General features: G+C 60.1%; 18 protein-coding genes. 3 read left to right on the top strand and 15 right to left on the bottom strand.

Features of this window, described 5'->3' with window-relative positions; all coding sequences use genetic code 11:
• Window positions 1-40 precede the first annotated feature (40 nt).
• The 6 genes from BLT89_RS17470 to BLT89_RS17445 all read right to left on the bottom strand — a co-directional run bounded on the left by BLT89_RS17470 (window position 41) and on the right by BLT89_RS17445 (window position 6,924).
• Window positions 41-445: a ribonucleotide reductase subunit alpha gene (locus BLT89_RS17470; protein WP_090198492.1), complete on the bottom strand. Its 405-nt coding sequence runs from the start codon at window positions 443-445 to the stop codon at window positions 41-43.
• 91 nt (window positions 446-536) lie between these two features.
• Window positions 537-1,235, bottom strand: coding sequence for an anaerobic ribonucleoside-triphosphate reductase activating protein (locus BLT89_RS17465; RefSeq protein WP_090198489.1), 699 nt, complete (start codon window positions 1,233-1,235; stop codon window positions 537-539).
• A gap of 4 nt (window positions 1,236-1,239) precedes the next feature.
• Window positions 1,240-1,401: an anaerobic ribonucleoside-triphosphate reductase gene (gene nrdD, locus BLT89_RS17460; protein WP_090198486.1), complete on the bottom strand. Its 162-nt coding sequence runs from the start codon at window positions 1,399-1,401 to the stop codon at window positions 1,240-1,242.
• Between the two features lie 101 nt (window positions 1,402-1,502).
• Window positions 1,503-3,491 (bottom strand): ribonucleoside triphosphate reductase, encoded by a 1,989-nt coding sequence (locus BLT89_RS17455; protein ID WP_408003081.1) that lies wholly within the window; start codon window positions 3,489-3,491, stop codon window positions 1,503-1,505.
• A 305-nt stretch (window positions 3,492-3,796) separates the two neighbouring features.
• Complete coding sequence (locus tag BLT89_RS17450; protein WP_090198483.1) at window positions 3,797-5,350, bottom strand: arylsulfatase; 1,554 nt, start codon at window positions 5,348-5,350, stop codon at window positions 3,797-3,799.
• 176 nt (window positions 5,351-5,526) lie between these two features.
• Window positions 5,527-6,924 (bottom strand): DUF2252 domain-containing protein, encoded by a 1,398-nt coding sequence (locus BLT89_RS17445; protein WP_090198480.1) that lies wholly within the window; start codon window positions 6,922-6,924, stop codon window positions 5,527-5,529.
• 160 nt (window positions 6,925-7,084) lie between these two features.
• Between BLT89_RS17445 and BLT89_RS17440 the strand changes: the two genes are divergently transcribed.
• Both BLT89_RS17440 and BLT89_RS17435 read left to right on the top strand, forming a co-directional pair.
• Window positions 7,085-7,324, top strand: a complete 240-nt coding sequence (locus BLT89_RS17440) for a helix-turn-helix domain-containing protein (protein ID WP_157718901.1) — start codon at window positions 7,085-7,087, stop codon at window positions 7,322-7,324.
• A 65-nt stretch (window positions 7,325-7,389) separates the two neighbouring features.
• On the top strand, window positions 7,390-7,782 hold the full coding sequence (locus BLT89_RS17435; protein ID WP_090198473.1) for an MAPEG family protein: 393 nt from the start codon (window positions 7,390-7,392) through the stop codon (window positions 7,780-7,782).
• Window positions 7,783-7,837: 55 nt separating this feature from the next.
• On the opposite strand, the gene BLT89_RS17430 is transcribed toward BLT89_RS17435, so the two are convergent.
• Complete coding sequence (locus BLT89_RS17430) at window positions 7,838-8,272, bottom strand: OsmC family protein (protein WP_090198470.1); 435 nt, start codon at window positions 8,270-8,272, stop codon at window positions 7,838-7,840.
• A 352-nt stretch (window positions 8,273-8,624) separates the two neighbouring features.
• On the opposite strand from BLT89_RS17430, the gene BLT89_RS17820 reads away from it, so the two are divergent.
• Window positions 8,625-8,789 (top strand): hypothetical protein, encoded by a 165-nt coding sequence (locus BLT89_RS17820; RefSeq protein WP_172829147.1) that lies wholly within the window; start codon window positions 8,625-8,627, stop codon window positions 8,787-8,789.
• A 57-nt stretch (window positions 8,790-8,846) separates the two neighbouring features.
• Here the strand turns inward: BLT89_RS17820 and moaA are convergent, their stop codons facing one another.
• The 8 genes from moaA to BLT89_RS17390 all read right to left on the bottom strand — a co-directional run bounded on the left by moaA (window position 8,847) and on the right by BLT89_RS17390 (window position 20,553).
• Window positions 8,847-9,842: a GTP 3',8-cyclase MoaA gene (gene moaA, locus BLT89_RS17425; protein ID WP_090198467.1), complete on the bottom strand. Its 996-nt coding sequence runs from the start codon at window positions 9,840-9,842 to the stop codon at window positions 8,847-8,849.
• Window positions 9,843-9,860: 18 nt separating this feature from the next.
• Complete coding sequence (locus tag BLT89_RS17420; RefSeq protein ID WP_090198465.1) at window positions 9,861-10,844, bottom strand: peptidylprolyl isomerase; 984 nt, start codon at window positions 10,842-10,844, stop codon at window positions 9,861-9,863.
• Window positions 10,845-10,997: 153 nt separating this feature from the next.
• Complete coding sequence (narI, locus tag BLT89_RS17415; protein ID WP_090198461.1) at window positions 10,998-11,693, bottom strand: respiratory nitrate reductase subunit gamma; 696 nt, start codon at window positions 11,691-11,693, stop codon at window positions 10,998-11,000.
• Window positions 11,686-12,441, bottom strand: coding sequence for a nitrate reductase molybdenum cofactor assembly chaperone (narJ, locus tag BLT89_RS17410; protein WP_090198458.1), 756 nt, complete (start codon window positions 12,439-12,441; stop codon window positions 11,686-11,688). The genes narI and narJ overlap by 8 nt, the downstream gene beginning before the upstream one ends.
• 2 nt (window positions 12,442-12,443) lie before the next feature.
• On the bottom strand, window positions 12,444-13,982 hold the full coding sequence (narH, locus tag BLT89_RS17405; protein WP_090198455.1) for a nitrate reductase subunit beta: 1,539 nt from the start codon (window positions 13,980-13,982) through the stop codon (window positions 12,444-12,446).
• Between the two features lie 11 nt (window positions 13,983-13,993).
• Entirely contained in the window at window positions 13,994-17,764 is a 3,771-nt protein-coding gene (locus tag BLT89_RS17400) for a nitrate reductase subunit alpha (protein WP_090198451.1), read from the bottom strand.
• Between the two features lie 91 nt (window positions 17,765-17,855).
• Window positions 17,856-19,271, bottom strand: a complete 1,416-nt coding sequence (locus BLT89_RS17395; protein ID WP_090198448.1) for a NarK family nitrate/nitrite MFS transporter — start codon at window positions 19,269-19,271, stop codon at window positions 17,856-17,858.
• A 19-nt stretch (window positions 19,272-19,290) separates the two neighbouring features.
• On the bottom strand, window positions 19,291-20,553 hold the full coding sequence (locus BLT89_RS17390; RefSeq protein WP_090198446.1) for an MFS transporter: 1,263 nt from the start codon (window positions 20,551-20,553) through the stop codon (window positions 19,291-19,293).
• Between the last annotated feature and the right edge of the window lie 167 nt (window positions 20,554-20,720).

Below are 20,720 nucleotides of genomic sequence, written 5' to 3'. Positions count from 1 at the left end.
CGGCAGCCATTCTGGAAGGCTGCCGAGCTGGGCGCCTCAATCAGAAAAACGACACCGCCTGACCTTCCCGGTCGAAGGCAATGAAATTGCCGATGCTGCCGCTTTCAATGGCGCCGACCATCATTTTCAGCGGCTGCTCGGCCTCATCACTGCTCGGCGCATGGCCGCCACGGCCGGACAGGCCGGCGGTGAACACCAGATCCCAGCTCATGCCGGTACGTACCGATTCCTCGAGCAGGTCGGCAAAGTCACCGAGTTCGGCAGGCAGCTTGTCCACGCACAGCACCGGCCGCAACGAACCGCCCTGACCTTCGGCGTGCCGCTGTTGCTCGGCGGCGGTGGCGTCTTCCGGCAGGTCGGCGCTGACAAACACCATCAGCAAACGCTGCGGCTCGGCTTGCTGCTGCGCGGCGCCGAGCAGATCGGAGAAACAGGTGATATCCATGCAGAGCATCCTCTGGGCAAATCAGAAAGGTTGCCACTACTGTGACTGCCAGTGCCCGGCTTGCCAATATCTCCAAAGGCATAGAGTCCGCTCAGGCGGCACGCAGGCTGAAATGCGCAAACAGTTGCTGCAGATACGACCAGAGCTGTTCGCTGTCTGGCGGACAGACTGAGGGCGGCAACTGCTCATCCAGCACCTGCTGATTGCGTGCCTGTTGCACCACGAAATGCTCCACACCGATGCTGGCCAGGCGCTCGCCGAGACGCTGCAGGCGCCGGCAATCGCTCAGTTGCCAGTGCACCGTGGTGCGGCATTCGTATTCAACGCCGCTGTCGAGCAACAGTTCCAGACTCTGCCAGTTTGTTCGCCCACTGTGACTGACGCCGGTAATCAGTGCGGTATCTTCTTCCAGTGCCTTGACGTCGAAACCGACCCAGTCGCACAACGACAAAACCCGCTTGAACGCAGCAGGTTTGATCCCGGCACTGTGCAGGCCGATTTTGAAACCCAGCTCACGTACCTGACGCATGGCTGCCGGCAGTCCGGCCTGCAGGGTCGCTTCGCCACCACTGAAGACCACTGCATCAAGCAGGCCCTGGCGCTTGCGCAGAAACGCCAGCACTTCAGCCCAGGGGGTTTCCTGGCGACCACGCGGACCGATCAGCTCCGGGTTGTGGCAATAGCGACAGCGCCACGCACAACCCTGGCAGAACAGCACACAGGCCAGCTGACCGGGATAATCCAGTGTGGTTAGCGGTAGCAGGCCGCCAACCCGCAGAGCCGGAATCACTGACTCAGCTCCGCACTGCGCTCTCGCGGAAATGCAGACGGTCATGATGCTCGGACTGTTTTCCGGGATTGAAGGCGCTCACGGGACGGTGATAACCCATCACCCGGGTCCAGACTTCGCAGCGTTGACGCTGTTGTTGCGGAAGTTGTTCGACGGTAGTTTGCATGGTGTTGCTCCTTTCTTGGATGAATTCCGGGTAGGCGCAGGCTGGGCTTCAGCCCACCAAAATAATCTGCGCAGACACTGGCTGAAACCCGCCCTGGGCGGTCAGCTGCAACAGGCTTGCTGGCGCTGCAGCAAGGCTGCATCACACTTCGGGCAGAACTCGTGCTCACCATCCAGATAGCCGTGTACCGGGCAGATCGAGAAGGTCGGCGTAATAGTCAAGTAAGGCAGACGGAAACGACTCAGCGCGCGGCGCACCAGATTCTTGCAGGCCTGTGCCGAGGAAATGCGTTCGGCCATATACAGATGCAGTACGGTGCCGCCGGTGTACTTGCACTGCAGCTCGTCCTGCAGCTCCAGCGCCTCGAACGGGTCATCGGTAAAACCCACCGGCAATTGCGAGGAATTGGTGTAGTACGGCGCCTCGGCGCAACCGGCCTGCAGGATCTCCGGGTAACGCTTGCGGTCTTCCCGGGCAAAACGATAAGTGGTGCCTTCGGCCGGTGTGGCTTCCAGGTTGTACAGGTGACCGGTCTCTTCCTGGAAGCGCACCAGACTGGCGCGCACGTGATCCAGCAACAGCACGGCATACGCGTGCCCTTCGGCGGTGTGCATGCCCTGCTGGTCAGCAGTGAAATTGCGCACCATCTCGTGCAGGCCGTTCAGGCCGATAGTCGAGAAGTGGTTGCGCAAGGTTCCCAGGTATCGCTTGGTGTAGGGGTAAAGGCCATTGTCCATGTGGTGCTGGATGACCTTGCGTTTGACCTCCAGACTCTGCATGGCCAGCTCCATCAGCTGGTCAATCCGCTGTAACAGCCCGACGCTGTCACCACGATAGAGATAGCCCAGGCGCGCACAATTGATCGTGACCACTCCAATCGAGCCGGTCTGCTCGGCCGAACCGAACAGTCCACCGCCGCGCTTGAGCAGCTCCCGCAAGTCGAGCTGCAAGCGGCAGCACATCGAGCGCACTTGATTGGGCTGCATGTCTGAATTGAGAAAGTTCTGGAAATAGGGCAGACCGTAGCGAGCGGTCATCTCGAACAGCAGGTCGGCGTTCTCGCTGTCCCAGGGGAAATCATGGGTGATGTTGTAGGTCGGAATCGGAAAGGTGAACACCCGACCTTTGGCATCGCCGGCCATCATCACTTCGATGTAGGCACGGTTGATCAACTCCATCTCGGCCTGCAAGTCGCCGTAGGAAAACAGCATTTCCACGCCGCCGATATAAGGAATCTGCTGACTCAGATCTTCAGGGCAAACCCAGTCGAAGGTCAGGTTGGTGAAGGGTGTCTGCGTTCCCCAGCGTGATGGCACATTGAGGTTGTAGATGAATTCCTGAATGGCCTGGCGCACCTCGGCAAAGCTCAGGTTATCGTTACGCACATAGGGCGCCAGATAGGTGTCAAAGGAGCTGAACGCCTGCGCACCGGCCCACTCGTTCTGCAGCGTGCCAAGGAAATTCACCATCTGCCCCAGAGCGCTGGAAAGATGTTTCGGCGGCCCGGCTTCAACCCGCCCCGGCACACCGTTGAGGCCCTCATTGAGCAGGGTGCGCAACGACCAGCCGGCACAATAGCCGGCGAGCATGTCCAGATCGTGGATATGCAAATCCCCTTCGCGGTGCGCTTCACCGATCTCGGCGCTGTAGACCTCGTCCAGCCAGTAGTTGGCGGTGACCTTGCCAGCCACATTGAGCACCAGTCCGCCGAGCGAATAGCCCTGATTGGCATTGGCCTGCACGCGCCAGTCCTCGCGATTGAGGTACTCGTTCATCGAGGTGGCCACTTCGACGATGGCCTTGCGGTCGCGGCGCAGACGGCCATGCTGTTCGCGGTAGACGATGTAGGCGCGGGCGGTGGCGTAGTAGCCGGCCTCCATCAGTACCCGCTCCACGCAATCCTGAATGCACTCCACGTCGAGCTCGGTGAAATCGGCCAGCCGCAATAACACCGCACGGGTCAGCGCCACTGCCTGAGCGGCAGAAAATTCGCCGCTAGCCTGTCCGGCCGCGACAATCGCACGCTCTATCTTGCTGGCATCAAATGCTGCTGAACTGCCATCGCGCTTGCCCAAACGCGTCGTGCGCAGGGTGCTTGCTTCATCCACCACCAGAACCTCCAAAACACCACATATTGTTATTAATAAAATATAAGACACAAGATGGTGGGTAATGTAGGTGTAAACGTCGTAATGGAATTGATGCCAATCAAGAAGCGAAATAAACCTCAAGAGGCCGGCTAGCGAAAAGCGGCCTGCCTGCTGCAGTTCAATGCCGGCAATGGTAGGCGTGCTACCGGGGATGTAGGGGTGGTGTGGCAGCTACGTTGCATGACGCAGTGGCCGACGATTCGGATCAGGCCCTGCTGAACCCATCCGAACCGCCGTGACAGGTGTTACTTGTTCTTGAAGTTCAGCAGCTTCTCGGTGATCTGGTCGATGGTGAAAGAAGCCGGTCGCTGACGCGGCGGGAACTGCTGGAAGCTCATCAGGAATTGCTGTGTCTTGCCCACTGCCGGCATGGCAATCACGCCCACCTTGTGATCCCACCAGACGTTGTAGCTGTTGGAGTCCGTATCGGCGCGCTCGTAGGGATCGCGCCGCAGGTTGAACACTTTCGGGGCGCGCAGGTCGACAAACGGATCCCGCCACACATCGAAACGCTTTGAGCGCTGCTCGGCATAGACGATTTTCCAGTCACCATCACGCATGCCCAGCAATTTGCCGTCATCACTGAAGTAGAAGAACTGGTTGCGCGGCCCCTGGTCGGTCTTGCCTTCCAGATAGGGCACGAAATCGTAGCCATCCAGATGCACGGTGAACTTCTTGTCCCCCGCGGTATAGCCCTTGAGCAACTGTTCGGTAATGCCCGGCACGCCGGCAGCCGACATCAGCGTCGGCAACCAGTCCTGGTGCGACATGATGGTGTTGGACACACTGCCAGGCTTGATGTGGCCCGGCCAGCGCACTACCGCCGGGACCCGGAAGCCGCCTTCCCAGTTGGTGTTCTTCTCGCCACGGAATGGCGTGATCCCGGCATCCGGCCACTGGTTGAAGTGCACACCGTTATCGGTGGAATACAGCACGATGGTGTTGTCGGCGATGCCCAGATCATCCAGTTTTTTCAGCAACTGGCCGACCTGCGCGTCATGCTCGACCATGCCGTCGTTATAGAAATCCTGGCCGGACAAGCCCACCGACTCGGGACGCAGATGCGTGTAGTAATGCATGCGCGTCGAGTTGAACCAGACCATGAACGGCTTCTTGGCCGCGTGCGCCTTGTCGATGAAGTTCAGCGAGGCATTGAGGAATTCCTCATCGATGGTTTCCATGCGTTTCTTGTTCAGCGGACCAAGGTCCTCGACCTTGCCATCGGCAGTACTGTGGATGATGCCGCGCGGACGAATTGACTTGTCGATTGCCGGATTCTTCGTCCAGTCCGGATCCTCCGGGCCTTCTTCCGCATTCAGGTGATACAGGTTGCCGAAGAACTCGTCGAAGCCGTGATTGGTCGGCAGGAATTCGTCGCGATCACCCAGGTGATTCTTGCCGAACTGGCCGGAGGTATACCCCAGCGGCTTGAGCAACTCGGCCAGCGTCGGATCTTCCTTCTGCAGGCCGACCGTGGAGCCCGGCATACCGACCTTGGTCAGTCCGGTGCGTACCGGTATCTGCCCGGTAATAAATGCGGCGCGGCCGGCCGTGCAACTCTGCTCGCCGTAATAGTCGGTGAACAGCATGCCCTCGTTGGCAATCCGGTCGATGTTCGGGGTGTGGTAACCCATCAGGCCGTAGCTGTATTTGCTGATGTTGGTCTGGCCGATGTCATCGCCGAAAATCAGCAGCATGTTCGGCTTGTCGGCGGCGACCGCCAGTGGTGTCAGGCCGGCGGCGACCAGTAAGACGGCGGCACGGCTAAACGGGCTTAGCCATTGACGTAATGGATGCATGATCGGGCTTCTCCTTGGCTGCTTGTTCTGACGGCCACTCCGGACACCCGGAATGAACTGTTTATTGTGTGGAGTTGGCTGAAGTGATGCTGTCAGGCAGCCTAGCAGCCACCGGTCAGGCATGCCAAATCGACCCTGGCTGCGTGCCTGCTCCCCGGCGTAAGCCGCGACCAGTCTCAATCCTCCTCAGTGTGAGCCTCTACCTGTCCGGACTGCACCGCGCTCAGCAGGATTGCATGGTCACGTTCGCTTTGATCGGCGTAGGCGACGGCGAAATCTGCAATGGCTTCGTCAAAGGTGTCGCTCTTGCCCAGATAGCCGCTGATTTGCGCAGGATCGCCGGAGCGCGCATGTGCCCGCGCCAGCGCCCAGCCGCAGACCTCGGCATACTCGGCCATAAAGCCCGGGCTGAACAGTTCGACCTGCGCGCCAACTTTCATATCCCTGAGCTGGCGAACGTAGATATGCCCACCCTGCTTGCCCTTGGTCCAGCCGAGAAAAATGTCGCTCGACGACTGCATCAAGCGGTAGCCGTTTACCACCCGTTGCCCATGATTGGGGTACCTGCTCTTGCCGGCATACGCTTCGAGCACGGAAGGGCGGGCCTGTTTGACCTGAAGAAAAAGCGGATCCTGTTCGCTGGCCATCAGCAACAGGACGGCACAAAAGGTCCCGACGCTGCCGACACCGACCACCTTCATCGCAGCGTCCTTGATCTCGTAATGATCAAGGAGTACGCGACGCTCCTCCTGCAGGGATTCCCGGTACTCGGCAAAGGCCGCGCGCACGTTCGCAAAATACTCACCAGAGCCATCTCCGTCGAGATGGTAGATCAGCGGAGGATTGTCCCTGATGGTCGGGTCTTCACCGATGTCGGCTGTCAGCTTGGGGAAGTCGTGCTCCAGCACGCTGCGTTCACGGGCCGCGGCCAGCCGTTTGGCGGCACGCTGGCCAGCCTCCCGGTCTTTGGTTGACCCGGCAAACTCGGTGGCGTCGATGCTGGCGTACCACACATCCAGCACGGACATACCGTAGTACTGGAACATGCGCTTGCGATAGCTGCGTACCCCTGCAAGCACCGCATCACGGGCTTCGCGCTGGCTGAAGCCGTTATTGCGGCTCGCCAGCACGACGCTCGCCGCCAGCCGCTTGACGTCCCATTCCCAGGGTGCGGGAAGCGTCTCATCCAGATCGTTAATGTCAAAAATGTGCCTGCGTTCGGGCGAGGCATACGCGCCGAAGTTGAGCAGGTGGGCATCGCCGCACGCCTGTACACGAAGGCCGGAAGACGGTGTGTTTGCCAGGTCGGCGGCCATATTGAGGGCCGCTCCGCGATAAAAGGTAAACGGCGACTTCACCATGCGCCCATAGCGTATCGGGATCAGCTCCCGGATTCGCCCGCGGTTGTCCTGTTTGAGCAGCTGCAGCGGATCCTCGCGGTTAGCCGCGGCTTTCCAGTCCGCGTGGGAAGCACGCGGGCACTTCTCGCGCAGTTGCTTGCCCATCTCGTAACGCTCGGACAGCTTGGGCCGCAGCACGTCATTCCAGGCTTTCGAGGTGTCTTGAGTAGTCATGGCGATGGCGCCCTCTTCACCGTTTTACGTGAGAGTTCTTCACCTGAAACGGTAGCAGTGAACGCCGTGGTTTTCTGACAAATTCAAGGGCAAGGGGCTGACCGGCGGTACAATTGCGCCTTCCCGCCCACCAGCCCACCAGCCCGGCGCTCTGGCAGCCTTGCTGGCTGCGCAGCACGGGCGCGATGCAGCAAACGGTATCGAGCTGAATCTGATGCTCTCCCGGGACCCGTTTGCCGACATGCCCGGCGTGCCCCGGCAAAGCCTCAATCGTGAACTCAAGGCCCTGAAGAAACAGGGCCTGCTGACCATTGCCTATTCGCCTATCACCCTGCACGATGTGCAGCAGTTGCGCAGCATGGCGGTGCTGACGGAAGTCGGCCCGGCAGCCACCGGCTAAGTCACTGGCGCAACCCGCAAAACAGCCGGACCCAAAATAAAAAATCGACCAAGGAGAATCCTGCCATGACCTCACTGCTGCAAATCGTGGTCTGCATGACCGCGCTGACCTTTATCTCGATCATGCTCGGCGCCGTGTTGCGCAATCGTGAATGGACTTTGGACGGCATGAAGGCCGGCCTGAGCAATCGCGACAATCTGCCCGAAGCCACGCCTATGGGTGCCCGTGCCGAAAAGGCCGCGCAGAACACCAAGGAAAATTTCCTCCTGTTTATCGCCCTGGCAGGTGTCGCGCATGCCGCCGGCATGGGCGAGCAGGCCACCTTTGGTGCCGAAGTATTCTTCTGGGCACGGGTGGTGTATCTGCCGGTTTATATCCTCGGCATCACCTACGTGCGCAGCGCGGTCTGGGGTGTCGGCATCGCCGGCCTGGTGCTGATGATGCAGACACTGTACTGATCGCCAATGCCCCTCGACGAGGGGCATCCGTTCGCTGTCAGGCCGTATAGAAAACTCAGGCCAGACGGGTGATCAGCCGGGTTCCATGCATCAGGTTGTCGGCCAGCGGGCAGCGTTCCTCGATCAGTTCGAGAAACGCCTGCTTCTGCTCATCTGCCAGATCGGCATCGATGCTTACCCTTACCCGCAACGCCTGAAAGCCCGCGCGCACCTCGGGATTGCGCCCGAGCAGGCCATCCGGGTCGTAATCCGCCTCCATCTCGAACTGCATGCCGCGCAAGGTGATTTTCTGCTGATGGGCGATGTAACGGCCGATAGTGCCGAAACATCCGGCTACCGCTCCCAGAATCACCTCCAGCGGCGTCGGCCCCAGCCCCTTGCCGCCGGCATTGGCCGGCTGGTCCATGACCAGTTCGAAACCGCCACATTGCACGTGCACATCCATGCCGCTGTCCATACGGCCACTGGCACTGATCGTTTTAAGCGTCATTTGCTTCCTCACTTGGCAGGTAAAAGGCAACCGCTTGCCGGTAGGCCCAGCGTAGGACAGGTTGGCGAATGTCCGCTTGATCCCGGTCAAGCGGGCAGGGCGACTTGAGCAGCCTTGCCAGGCCCGCACCCCGGTTACCCCAGGCAGCCAGAGCTGAGCCAGACATGCGAGCTCCTTCGCGGTCAATGCGTCAGGCTGGCTGGAACAGATTGCCGCTGACTGATTCAGCTGCAGTAGTGGGCCGGTGTTTGTGTGCAAGCGGATCGATACGCAGTGTAATTTTCACAAGGCGCGAATACGGCGCTGGCGGCAACTGCTGTATCGTGGGGGCATTCACTCAAGGAGAATTGCCATGGCCAAGCCAAACTACCAGTACGAAAAACGCCAGCGGGAACTCGAGAAGAAGAAAGCCAAGGCAGAAAAAGCCCTGAAAAAAACCCAGGCGGCGGAAGAGCCTGAACTGCCGGCTGACGCTTCAACCGCGCCAGCAACATCCACTGCGGATTCCGCAGAGTAACGCTGACGGCACTGGCACCCTGCGGGTTTTGACCACCCGCTCGGATGCAGCGATGACTCAGCCGCCGGTCATGTTCATGAAGCGCACCACCTGCACTTCATCATTGAGCTGAAAGTCGTGGCCCCAGGGCTTGCGCGCCATGGCGCCAAGGATGGCGTCGCGCAGGCGCTGCGGCTCACCGGGATAACGGCGCAGGATGCTCTTCAGATCAAGGCTGTGCTCGTTGCCCAGACACAGCAGAAGACGACCTTCCACCGTCAGCCGCACACGGTTGCAGCTGCCGCAGAAATTGTGGCTGTGCGGCGAAATGAAGCCGATGCGCGTGCTGTCCACCCCGGGAATGCGCCAGTAGCGCGACGGGCCCTGGGTGGATTCGGCAGACTCGACCAGATCGTAGCGCTGCTCGATCAGGGCACGCACTTCGTCACTGGAGCAGAAAGCTTCGGCACGGCTGTGCTCGCTGATGGCTCCCAGCGGCATTTCCTCGATAAAGCTGATATCCAGCTGGTTGGCCACGGCGAAGTCGACCAGTGCCGGCACTTCGTCGTCATTGCGGCCTTTCATCACCACCACGTTGAGCTTGCTGTGCTGGAAACCGGCATCCCCGGCTGCATGGATTCCGGCGATGACCTGCTGCAGATCACCGGTACGGGTGATGGCGCGGAATTTGTCGGCATCCAGACTGTCGAGACTGATGTTCAGCCGTTTCACTCCGGCCTGGTGCAAATCCCGGGCATAACGGGTCAGCTGCGAGCCATTGGTGGTCAGCACCAGCTCGCGCAGGCCCGGCAGACTGGCGATACGCTCGCACAGGCCGACGATGCCCTTGCGCACCAGCGGCTCGCCGCCGGTCAGGCGAATCTTCTTCACCCCCAGATCGACGAATTGCTCGGCCAGCAGGTACAACTCTTCCAGCCCGAGCACCTGCTGGCGCGGCAGAAAGGTCATGTCCTCGGCCATGCAGTAGACACAGCGAAAATCACAGCGGTCGGTGACCGACATGCGCAGGTAATCTATCTGCCGGCCAAAGCCGTCCTGCAACATACTGCCCATCCAGGCTTCTCCAGCGATTTACTGCACTAACGGGGAAGTAGCACCTTCCAGTTGAATGCCCTGAATATCAGCGGCACCGACCAGCGTCTGCAGGTACTGTGCCACAGCCTTCTGCCAGACGCGCTGGTACAACTCGCGGCGAATATCCTGCGCCACCGTCTCGTAGGGCAATTGTACGCCCTCGATACGCTGGTCGACATAAACCACATGGAAACCATAACGGCTTTCCAGTGGCTGGGTCACCAGGCCTTGCGGCTGACGGAACAGTTGCTTTTCAAACTCGGGCACGGTCTGGCCCTTGCTCAACTGGCCAAGTGAACCGCCCTGCGCCTTCGACGGGCAGGCCGAGTGACCCATGGCCAGCTCGGCGAAACGCTGCGGGTCGGCCTGCAATTGGCTGATCAGCGCTTGTGCCTGCTCGCGCCGGCTGATGCGCTCCTCGATATCGTCCGGGGCGCACTCCAGCAGGATATGCCGGGCGGCCAGCAGCGGGGCACTGACAAAGCGCGCCAGGTTGCTTTGGTAGAAATGCTCGCAGGCCGCTTCATCTGCCTCGGGCACCACCACCTCATGTTCGATCAGCGCACGCACGCTGGCTTCATCGGCGGTTTCACCGGCAACCGGGACCGGCTCGATACCCAGCTCGCGACCGCGCTGCTGCAACAGCTCGCGAATCACCAGCGCCTGGGCGGCGAGAAACATCGCCTCGCTCTGCTCGGATGCCGGATGATATTGCAGCTCCAGCGCCAGCGCTGCGGGCTCGATCAGCACACCGTTGACGCGAATCCGCGGCCAGTCCTGCTCGCTGCGGGCAATCAGCAGATCCTCCGGCTCGGCAATATCCAGCAACGGGGCCGGTTGAAATTCTACTGCGCCAGCCTGGGCGCCGTTTTCTACGGGCAGCTCGTGTGCCAGTGCTGCTTCCACGACGGGCGCGGAGGGCGACTTGTCACCGCCACAGCCACCGGAACCGCCGTTAGTACCACCGCATCCACATGCCATGGGATTCTCCAGAATTTTCTGCGTATTTGAACTGTAGGGTGGGCTTCAGCCCACCGTGTAAGCAGAACTCGCCGGTGGGCTGAAGCCCACCCTACAGAAGCATATTCAGCGGCAGGACGAATAACGCCGCAGCGTTACCCGCCCCGCGGCAGATCAACCCTTCTGCCGGACGATCTGGTAGCGCCGACCCAGATACCAGATCGGGGCGCTGACGATGTGTACCAGACGGGTGAAGGGGAACAGCACAAACAGGGTCACCCCGAGGAACACGTGCAACTTGTACACCAGACCCACCGGGGTAATGGCCTCTGCGGCCTTGACCGGCTGCAGGGTGACGATGCTCTGCGCCCAGTCGGCCAGCATCACCATCACCGAACCGTCCATATGCTGGGTCGAGGCGACAATGGTCAGCAGGCCGAGTACCAGCTGCGCCAGCAACACCACCAGGATCATGGTGTCCGAGGTGCTGGACGATGCCCGCACGCGCTCATCGGTCAGCCGCCGCTTGAGCAGCATGAGCAAGCCGATCAGGCACAGAACGCCGAAGAAACCGCCGGAAACCATCGCCAGCAGCTGCTTGTTCTGCGTGCTGATCACATAGTGGTAGATCGGCTCGGGGGTGAGCAGACCGACAAAGTGACCGGCCAGCACAAACAGCACGCCGACATGGAACAGGTTGCTGGCGATGCGCATATAACGCTGCTCAGCTGCGGTACGGTGAAATATCTGGCTCGAACCAGCCTTCCAGCTGTATTGCGACAGATCGAAGCGTGCCCAGCTGCCGATCAGGCAAATGGCCAGCGCGATGTACGGGTAAACCCCGAACAGCAACAAGTTCAACTTAGACATGACGTGCCTCCTGAGTCAGCTCCGTGGCCAACCCGTCCTGTTTGAAATCCACCCAGTGCATCGGTACTGCCGACTCCTCGCGGGCCTTGCCCGGAGCAGTGGTCTGGCTCGGGCAACGGTCCTGCTGCTCGGCCTGCATGAAGTCCACCGCCTCCTCTTCCCAGATCTTGTCGAGGGCTTCCAGCGAGTCATCGCGTGCTTCGGCGGCAACCTGCTCGCGCACCTCGGCCATGGCAGACTGCGGCTCGATACCGGCGATCTGCAGCAGCGCGCGGAAGCAGCTGGCGTAAGCACTTTCGCGCTCATCCAGACGGGTGGCGAGCAGCGTCAGCAGATGCGCAACATCGGCCAGACCCTCGCGGGCCTCGAGGTCTTCACGGGTGGAGAGAAACTCCAGATACAGCGGGATGTAGTCCGGCAGCTCTTTGACGCCGATGGCAAAACCGGCGGCTTCGTACTGCGCCATCATGTCGACCATGGCCTGTCCACGATCACGCGACTCGCCGTGCACGTGCTCGAACAGCAGCAGTGACAGCGCACGACCGCGGCCGAACAGGGCACCGTAGTGCTCCTGGCCGTCCATCAGATCGTTATCGCAGATCAGATCGAGCAGCTCGATCAGCGCCGAGCGCTGCTGCGGGCTGATCTCGCGGCTGGCGGCAATCGCCTGGTCCAGTTCGTCACGGGCAGCCACCAGCTGTTCGGTCGGGTAATCCAGCAGCAGGGAAATCACTTTAAGGATTTGCATGCTCAGTCCTCCCACAACTGTACGGTTTTCAGGATGTCGCGCTGGTTGGCTTTCTTCGCCCCGAACATGTTGGTGTCGGAGCTGCCACTGCAACCGCTGCCGAAGCTGAAGCCACAGCCGGAACGCTCGGCAAAGGCATCACTCATGGCGTCTTCACGGTGCGCACTGGGCACCACGAAACGGTCTTCGTAGTTGGCAATCGCCAGATAGCGGTACATGTCCTCGACCTGCGCCACGGACAGACCGACGTCTTCCAGCACCTTGAGGTCCTGCACACCGTCGACCTGCTCGGAACGCTTGTAGGCACGCATGGCCAGCAGGCGCTTGAGTGCCAGCTTGACCGGCGCCACATCCCCTGCGGTGAGCAGGTTGGCCAGGTAGCGCAGCGGAATGCGCAGGCTGTCGACATCCGGGATTACCCCGTTCATGCCCACAGTGCCGGCCGTGGCGGCGTTCTGGATCGGCGACAATGGCGGCACATACCAGACCATCGGCAGCGTGCGGTATTCCGGGTGCAGCGGCAGCGCCAGCTTCCAGTCCACCGCCATCATGTACACCGGCGAACGCTGGGCCGCGTCGATTACCGACTGCGGTACGCCATCGGCCAGCGCCTGCTTGATTACCGCCGGATCGTGCGGATCCATGAAGATATCCAGCTGCTTCTGGTACAGGTCCTGCTCGTTCGGCGTGCTCGCCACTTCGTGGATACGGTCGGCGTCATACAGCAATACGCCGAGGTAACGGATACGCCCCACGCAGGTTTCCGAACAGACAGTCGGCATGCCGGCTTCGATGCGCGGGTAGCAGAAGATGCACTTCTCGGATTTGCCGCTCTTCCAGTTGAAGTAGATCTTCTTGTACGGGCAGCCGCTGATGCACATACGCCAGCCGCGGCACTTTTCCTGATCGATGAGGACGATGCCGTCTTCTTCGCGCTTGTAGATCGCGCCACTCGGGCACGAGGCCGCACAGGCCGGGTTCAGGCAGTGCTCGCACAGACGCGGCAGGTACATCATGAAGGTATTTTCATACTCGCCATAAATGTCGGCCTGGATCTGCTCGAAGTTCTTGTCCTTACGGCGCTTGGCAAACTCGGTACCGAGAATTTCTTCCCAGTTCGGGCCCCACTCGATCTTCTGCATGCGCTTGCCGCTGATCACCGAACGCGGCCGGGCGGTCGGCTGGTGCTGGCCCAGCGGCGCGGTGTGTAGATGCTGGTAGTCGAAGTCGAACGGCTCGTAATAGTCGTCGATGCTCGGCAGATCCGGGTTGGCGAAGATGTTCGCCAGCACGCGGAACTTGCCGCCGATCTTCGGATTGATCGAGCCGTCCTTGTTGCGCACCCAGCCGCCTTTCCATTTGTCCTGGTTTTCCCACTCTTTCGGGTAACCGATACCGGGTTTGGTTTCGACGTTGTTGAACCAGGCATATTCCATGCCTTCACGGCTGGTCCAGACGTTTTTGCAGGTAATCGAACAGGTGTGGCAACCGATGCACTTGTCCAGATTCAGAACCATGCCGACTTGTGAACGAATTTTCATGTCAGCTCTCCTCAGAGGTCTTTGGGCAGTGGTTGTGGCAGGGCCTCATCGCCCAGACCGCCGACATCAGTGCCGTCGAGCCAGTCAACCTTGGCCATCTTGCGCACCACCACGAACTCGTCGCGGTTGCAGCCGACGGTGCCGTAGTAGTTGAAGCCATAGGCCTGTTGCGCGTAGCCACCGATCATATGGGTCGGCTTGAGCACCACACGGGTTACCGAGTTGTGGTGACCGCCACGGGTCTTGGTGGTTTCCGCACCCGGCATGTTCACGATCCGCTCCTGGGCGTGATACATGATCACCATGCCGTCCTTGACCCGCTGGCTGACCACCGCACGGGCAACCAGTGCACCGTTGGCGTTGAAGCACTCGACCCAGTCGTTGTCCTCGATACCGGCGCTTTTCGCGTCGGTTTCCGACAACCAGACGATCGGCCCGCCGCGACTGAGGGTGAGCATGATCAGGTTGTCCGAGTAGGTACTGTGGATGCCCCACTTCTGGTGCGGGGTGATCCAGTTCAGCACGATCTCGGTGTTGCCGTTGGGCCGCTTGTCCTTCACGTAGCTGATGGTGCGGGTGTTGATCGGCGGCCGATAGCTCATCATCTGCTCGCCGAACGCCTGCATCCACGGGTGATCCTGATAGAACTGCTGGCGGCCGGTGATGGTGCGCCACGGGATGTACTCATGGACGTTGGTGTAGCCGGCGTTGTAACTGACGTGCTCGTCTTCCAGGCCTGACCAGGTCGGGCTGGAGATGATCTTGCGCGGCTGCGCCTGGATGTCGCGGAAGCGGATCGCTTCGTGCTCTTTCGGCAAAGCCAGATGGCTGTGATCCAGACCGGTGAACTCGGAGAGTGCCGCCCACGCCTTGACTGCTACGTGACCGTTGGTTTCCGGGGCCAGCGAGAGAATCACTTCCGCCGCATCAATCGCCGAGTCAATCTTCGGCCGACCCTGGCTGACGCCTTCATCACGCACCTTGTAGTTCAGCTCGCCGAGGAACTCGACTTCATGCTCGGTGTTCCAGTTGATGCCCTTGCCGCCGTTGCCGAGCTTGTCGAGCAACGGGCCGAGGGAAGTGAACTTCTTGTAGACGTTCGGGTAATCGCGCTCGACCACCACCATGTTCGGGCAGTTCTTGCCCGGTACCGGGGCTTCACCGGCGGTTTTCCAGTCGGTGCCGCCATAAGGCTGGGCCAGTTCGCCGGGGCTGTCGTGCAGCAACGGCATGGTCACCAGATCCTTCTCCACGCCCAGGTGGCCTTCGGCCATTTCCGAGAAGCGCTTGGCAATGCCCTTGTAGATTTCCCAGTCGGAACGCGATTCCCACGCCGGATCAATCGCCGCCGACAGCGGGTGAATGAACGGGTGCATGTCCGAGGTGTTCATGTCGTCTTTTTCGTACCAGGTTGCCGTGGGCAGCACGATGTCCGAATAGACGCAGGTGGAGGACATGCGGAAGTCCAGGGTGGTGACCAGATCGAGCTTGCCGATCGCGCCTTCGTCCACCCACTCGACATCACCCGGCTTGACGCCGTCGCGCTTGCCGAGGTCTTCGTTCATCACGCCGTTCTTGGTACCCAGCAGGTACTTGAGCATGTACTCGTGGCCCTTGCCGGACGAACCGAGCAGGTTGGAGCGCCAGATGAACATGTTGCGCGGGAAGTTGGCCGGATTGTCCGGCTGCTCGCAGGCAAAGCGCAGAGTTCCGTCTTGCAGTGACTTGGTCACGTAATCCACCGGCGACATGCCGGCGGCCTCTGCATCCCGGGTGATCTGCAACGGGTTACGGTTCAGCTGGGGTGCGCTCGGCAGCCAGCCGCCACGCTCGGCGCGGATGTTGTAATCCAGCGCGTGCTGCGGGAACTGCGACTTGTCGGCCAGCGGCGAGAGGATTTCGTGCATATCCATCTTCTCGTGACGCCATTGCGAACTGTGGTTGTAGAAGAAGCTGGTACCGTTCATCTGGCGTGGCGGACGGCTCCAGTCCAGACCGAAGGCCAGCGGCAACCAGCCGCACTGCGGACGCAGTTTTTCCTGACCCACATAGTGCGCCCAGCCACCACCGGTTTGCCCGACGCAACCGCACATCATCAGCATGTTGATCAGGCCGCGGTAGTTCATGTCCATGTGGTACCAGTGGTTCATCGCCGCACCGACGATGATCATGCTGCGACCCCTGGTCTTGTCGGCGTTGTCGGCAAATTCACGGGCGATCTGGATCGCCTTCTCACGGCTGACGCCGGTGATCTGCTCTTGCCAGGCCGGTGTGCCCGGCACGTCGGCATCGTCGTAGTCCCTGGCCACGTTGGCGCCGCCCAGACCGCGATCGATGGCCAGATTGGCCGCAGTCAGGTCAAACACGGTGACCACTTTGGCCTGGCTGCCATCGGCCAGGGTGATGGAACGCGTGGGCACGCGACGCAGCTGTACTTCGTCACCTGCCACATGCTGGAAGTGCTCGTGGGTCTGCCCGCCAAAGTAGGGGAAGGCCACTTCGGCAACTTCTTCACCGATCAGGCTCAGCTGCAGTTTGACTTCACGGTCGGCCGAACCTTCGCGGGCCTGGATGTTCCACTTGCCCTTCTCGCCCCAGCGGTAACCGATCGAACCCAGCGGCGACACCAGTTCGTTGGTTTCGCTATCGAGTGCGATGGTTTTCCACTCGGGGTTGTTTTCCTGATCGAGGTTGTCGGTCAGGTCAGCGGCGCGCAGGAAGCGGTCCGGCTGATAGCTGCCGTCAGCATGATCCTTGAGCAGCACCAGCATCGGGAAGTCGGTGTAGCGACGTACGTAGTCGGTGAAGTACTCGCTCGGCTTGTCGAGGTGGAACTCTTTGAAGATCACATGGTTGAACGCCTGCGCCAGCGCCGCATCGGTGCCCTGCTTGGGGTTCAGCCAGAGGTCGGTGAGCTTGGCCACCTCGGAGTAGTCCGGGGTGATCGAGACGGTCTTGGTGCCCTTGTAGCGGACTTCGGTGAAGAAGTGCGCATCCGGGGTACGCGTCTGCGGCACGTTGGAGCCCCAGGCGATGATGTAGTTGGAGTTATACCAGTCGGCCGACTCCGGCACGTCGGTTTGCTCGCCCCAAACCTGTGGCGAAGCGGGCGGCAAGTCGCAGTACCAGTCGTAGAAGCTTAGGCACACGCCGCCGATCAGCGACAGGTAACGCGAACCGGCGGCATAGCTGACCATCGACATGGCCGGGATCGGCGAGAAACCGATGACGCGGTCCGGGCCGTGCTCTTTCACGGTGTAGACGTTGGCCGCGGCGATGATTTCATTCACTTCGTCCCAGCTGGAACGAATGAAGCCACCCATACCGCGCTTGCTCTTGTACGACTCGGCCTTGACCGGATCGCTGACAATGCTGGCCCAGGCGTCCACCGGCTGCATGGTCTGCCGCGCTTCACGCCACAGCTTGAGCAGCGGCTTGCGGATCTTCGGATACTTCAGGCGGTTGGCACTGTAGATGTACCAGCTGTAGCTGGCACCACGCGGACAGCCACGGGGTTCGTGGTTGGGCAGGTCGTTACGGGTACGCGGGTAATCGGTCTGCTGGGTTTCCCAGGTGATCAGGCCGTTCTTCACGTAAATCTTCCACGAGCACGAACCGGTACAGTTCACCCCGTGGGTGGAACGCACGATCTTGTCGTACTGCCAGCGTGAACGGTAGACGTTCTCCCAGTCGCGGGACTCGATACGGGTCTCACCGTGCCCTCCGGCAAACTCACCTTGCTTGCGATTGAAGAAGCGCAACTGGTCGAGTAAATGGCTCATCGTTTTTTCCTCTCAAGCTGACTGCGCACCAGGCGCAGTCTGAACACAATGTGTAGGGTGGGCTGCAGTCCACCCCGCGAGCACTGACTGATTAGCACGGCATCTCGGCATTTTTGCGCGAGTACCACCACCATGTGACTACAATGCAACTGGCGTAGAAAACCATGAAAGCATACAGAGCCATCTGCGGGCCGCCGGTCAGCGCCATGGAAGTACCAAAAGATTTCGGGATGAAAAAAGCCCCGTAGGCGGCTATCGCCGAACTGAAGCCTAGTACTGCAGCAGACTCTTTACCTGCGCCTTTCATCGCCAATTCTTTCTCTTGAGCAGAGGCATTAACCGTCAACCGTTCGTGGAGTGTACGGAATATCACCGGAATCATGCGGAAGGTCGAGCCATTACCGATACCGGTGGTAATGAACAGCAGCATGAACATGGCCAGGAAGCCGTAGAAATTGCCGGCGCCACCGTCATGCGGAAGAAACTCCAGCACGCCGAACACCGCAGCAATCATCACCACATAGTTCCACAAGGTAACGCGTGCACCGCCCATTTTGTCGGCTACCCAGCCACCGACCGGGCGCACCAGTGCACCTACCAGCGGGCCAAGGAAGGCAAACTTGAGCGGATCAATACCGGGAAACTGGGTCTTGATCAGCAGCGGAAAACCTGCAGCAAAACCGATGAACGAGCCGAAAGTTGCCAGATACAACCAGCACATCAGCCAGTTGTGTTTGCGCGTAAAGATCACCGCCTGCTCACTGAACGAAGCATTGGCGCTGGCCAGGTCATTCATGCCGAACCAGGCCGCGATGGTCACCAGTGCGATGAAAGGCACCCAGATATAACCAGCGTTCTGCAACCATAACTGGCCGCCACCCACCAACTCTTGCGGGCTGCCACCTACCGCACCAAAGATACCTGCGCCAATCACCAGCGGCACGCTGAACTGCATCACCGACACACCCAGGTTGCCCAGGCCGGCATTCAGCCCCAGCGCCGTGCCCTGCTGGGCCTTGGGGTAGAAGAAGCTGATATTGGACATCGACGAGGCAAAGTTGCCACCACCAAAACCACAGAGCAGGGCGATGATCACAAACACGCTATAGGGCGTCTCTGGGTTCTGCACGGCAAAGCCCATCCAGAGCGCCGGAAGCAGTAGTGAAGCAGTACTCAGCGCGGTCCAGCGGCGGCCACCGAAAATCGGCACCATAAAGGAATAGAAGATTCGGAAGGTGGCACCAGACAAGCCCGGCAAGGCCGCCAGCCAGAATAGCTGATCCGTAGTAAAGGTAAATCCGATGCCATTTAGGCGCACTATCACCGTGCTCCACACCATCCATACAGAAAACGCCAGCAACAACGCCGGGATCGAAATCCATAAGTTGCGACTGGCAATTGCCTTGCCCTTGGCGGCCCAGAACTGTGAGTCCTCCGGGCGCCAGTCGTTTATCATCGGCCCCTTGTCAGGCAGCGTGGCCACCGGGGGACTATTGGTTGCAGACATGTTGAATCTCCTTCAAGCGTCAGGAAGCATTAGACACAGGGCTGTGCGAGCCCTGGCCCATCATTGGAGTCTTGCGAACTTCACTGAGGTACATCCAGATCAGGGAGACCCAGACCACGCCGTACATCAGCATGAAACAGGAACTGCGCACGCCGGTAAGATCCACCAGCGCACCAAACATGATCGGCAGGATGAAACCACCCATGCCGCCAGCCAGGCCGACGATGCCCGACACCGAACCGATGTTCTGCGGGAAGTCATCGGAGATGTACTTGAACACCGAGGCCTTGCCGAAGGCGAAGGCTATGCCGACGATGAAAATCAGAATGGTGAAGACGGTGGGGCTCAGGCCAAGGCTGAAGTTCTGCGGACCGTCCACAGTCTGGATGACCATCTCGGTCTGCGGATAGGACAGCAGGAACAGGCAAACCCAGCTCACCCACATCACCCACCAGGTCACGCTGTGTGCGCCCCATTTGTCCGACATCCAGCCACCCACCGCACGCAACACGCCGCCGGGCAGGGAGAAGCAGGCGGCCAGCAACGCCGCGTGGGTCAGGTCAAAGCTGTACTCCTGCACGTAGTACTTGGTCATCCACAGGGCCAGGGCCACATAGCCGCCGAACACGATCGAGTAGTACTGGCAGTAGCGCAGCACCCGCGGATCTTTCAGCGACTTGAGCTGATCGGCAAAGGACACCGAGCTGGACACCTGGTGATCCTTGTCCTCGTAGGTAAAGAACCAGAACAGCAGGGCCGTAACGAACATGATCAGCGAGTAGACCTTGGGCACCATCTGCCAGCTGGACGCAGCAATGATCGCCGGCGCAACGAATTTGGTCAGTGCGGCACCGGCGTTACCGGCGCCGAACACGCCCATGGCAGTGCCCTGCTTGGCCTTGGTGAACCACTTGGCCACGTAGGCAATACCCACCGAGAACGAGCCGCCGGCCAGACCGACAAACAGGCCCAGCACCAGAAAGTGCCAGAACTCGGTAGCCATGCTGATCATGTAGATCGGCAGTACGCAGACCATCATCAGCAGGAAGAACACGATACGCCCGCCGAACTTGTCGGTGAGCATGCCCAGCGGCAGACGGACCAGCGAACCGGTGAGGACCGGGGTCGCGGCGAGCAGACCGAACTGGGTTTCATTGAGCTGCAACAGTTCCTTGACCGGTACGCCGAGCACGGCGAACATCATCCAGATCATGAAGCAGATGGTGAAAGCGAAGGTGCTCATGCCAAGCACCAGCCCTTGTTGCAGTTTTACGCTAGCCATGACAGGTTCCTTTTCCAGTTGCCATGACCGCACCCTAGAGCGTGTCGGGTAGGGAAAACCTGATCTGCATCAATATCAGGACTATCGCCCATAGCGCCTGCAGGTGCTGTCTACCCACAAAGAGGTAGCATCTCTTTTTTAAATAATATTCATATATTTCAAATGGT

This window comes from Pseudomonas pohangensis, from assembly GCF_900105995.1.
In the GTDB taxonomy this organism is placed as follows: Bacteria; Pseudomonadota; Gammaproteobacteria; order Pseudomonadales; family Pseudomonadaceae; genus Aquipseudomonas; species Aquipseudomonas pohangensis.
The sequence above is the reverse complement of the archived record's forward strand: the minus strand, read 5'-3'. Positions and strand labels throughout refer to the sequence as shown.